Genomic DNA, 1,764 nt, shown 5'->3' with positions numbered 1-1,764 from the left:
CGCAGTCCACCCTGCCAAACAGCGGAAATCGTGGTTCCTTCTTGGCGATATTCGTATGCTGGCGGGCGAAGCGCGGCACATCGCTAGCGACAGGGCCGGAATTTTGGGAAGCCACCCGAAAGCCGGATCCACTTGACCCCGTGCAAACCCCAATAAACGTTGACCTTTGGGCTGGACGCCCCGGATGCCGCTGGACCCCGCGTGGAGTCCGGCGCGGCATCCAGTGTCCGGATTTCGGCCAGCATCCACCATCATATCGGAACCTACCCGACCATGACGCTGAGCTTCGCCCCCGAGCGGATCGAGATGTGGCCGCTGTCGCGCCTCCAGCCCTACGCCAGGAACGCGAAGGCGCATGGCGCGGATCAGGTGGCGAAGATCGCCGCAAGCATGGCCGAGTTCGGCTGGACCGTGCCCTGCCTCGTGGCGGAGGACGGCGAGCTGATCGCGGGCCACGGCCGCGTGCTGGCCGCGACGCAGCTCGGGCTGACCGAAGCGCCGGTGATCGTGCTCGGGCATCTGACCGAGGCACAGCGCCGGGCCTACAGGATCGCGGACAACAAGCTGACAGAACTCGGCACATGGGACGAGGCGCTGCTGTCGGCGGAACTGAACGATCTGCTGGCCGAGGATTTCGACCTGTCGCTCGTCGGTTTCTCCGACGGCGAGTTGGACAAGCTGCTGGCCTTCGTGCCGGAGGGGGACGGGGAAGAAGGTGGCGCCGGGGGCTCCATGCCGCCGGTGACCATCCCTGAACCGCCGCGCAATCCAGCGTCGCGCACCGGCGATCTGTGGATCCTCGGCGACCACCGGCTGCTCTGCGGCGACAGCACGAACCACGACGACGTGCGTCGCCTGATGAATGGCGAGCGGGCGATCCTGTTCGCGACCGACCCGCCATATCTCGTCGATTACGACGGCTCTAACCATCCGACCCGCAACAAGGACTGGTCGGCGTCCTATGGCACGACATGGGATGACAGTTCGCAAGGAGCCGAACTCTACGACGGTTTCATCGCCGCCGCCGTGGCCGAAGCGATCACCGAGGACGCGGCCTGGTACTGCTGGCACGCCTCCCGCCGCCAGGCGATGCTGGAGGCCTGCTGGGAAAAGGCCGGGGCCTTCGTCCATCAGCAGATCATCTGGGTGAAGGACCGCGGCGTGCTGACCCGGTCGCACTACCTGTGGAAGCACGAGCCCTGTTTCATGGGCTGGCGGCGTCCGAACCGCCCGCCCAAGGTCGCAGAGGAAACGCTGCCGTCGACATGGGCGCTGCCGAGCTTTGCGAAGGACGACCGGCCTGACCATCCGACGCCGAAGCCGCTCGACGCCTTCGGGATCCCGATGCGCCAGCACGTCGCCCGCGGCGGGCTGTGCTACGAGCCGTTCTCGGGCTCGGGCTCGCAGATCATGGCGGGCGAAGCCAACGGCCGCCGTGTGTACGCGATGGAGATCAGCGCGGCCTACGTCGACGTGGCCGTGGAACGCTGGCAGGCCGAAACCGGCCGCGACGCGATCCTCGATGGCGATGGTCGGACCTTCGCTGAGGTGAGGACCGAGCGGCTGGGCGAAGCCCCGGCCGAACCTGAAACCCTTCCCGAACCCGCCGCGTGACATGCATGACCTGGCTTTACCTTCCTCCGGACGCGTTTCCGGGGCCGGAGACGCATGCCTGTTCGGCCTCTCCCTCTGCTCCGGCGCTGGCGGGCTCGATCTCGGGCTCGCCATCGCCATCCCCGGATATCGTGCTGTGGGCCATGTCGA

Annotated in this window: 1 protein-coding gene; it reads left to right on the top strand. The window is 67.1% G+C overall.

Annotation, left to right across the window (positions count from 1 at the left end):
* Positions 1–273 precede the first annotated feature (273 nt).
* The gene (locus G5V65_RS21765; protein WP_165054698.1) at positions 274–1,614 is read left to right on the top strand and encodes a site-specific DNA-methyltransferase; all 1,341 of its coding nucleotides are present in this window, start codon (positions 274–276) and stop codon (positions 1,612–1,614) included.
* Positions 1,615–1,764: the final 150 nt, after the last annotated feature.

It is taken from the genome of Paragemmobacter kunshanensis (assembly GCF_011059185.1).
Classification (GTDB): Bacteria; Pseudomonadota; Alphaproteobacteria; order Rhodobacterales; family Rhodobacteraceae; genus Paragemmobacter; species Paragemmobacter kunshanensis.
This window is presented reverse-complemented; position numbering and strand designations above follow the sequence as displayed.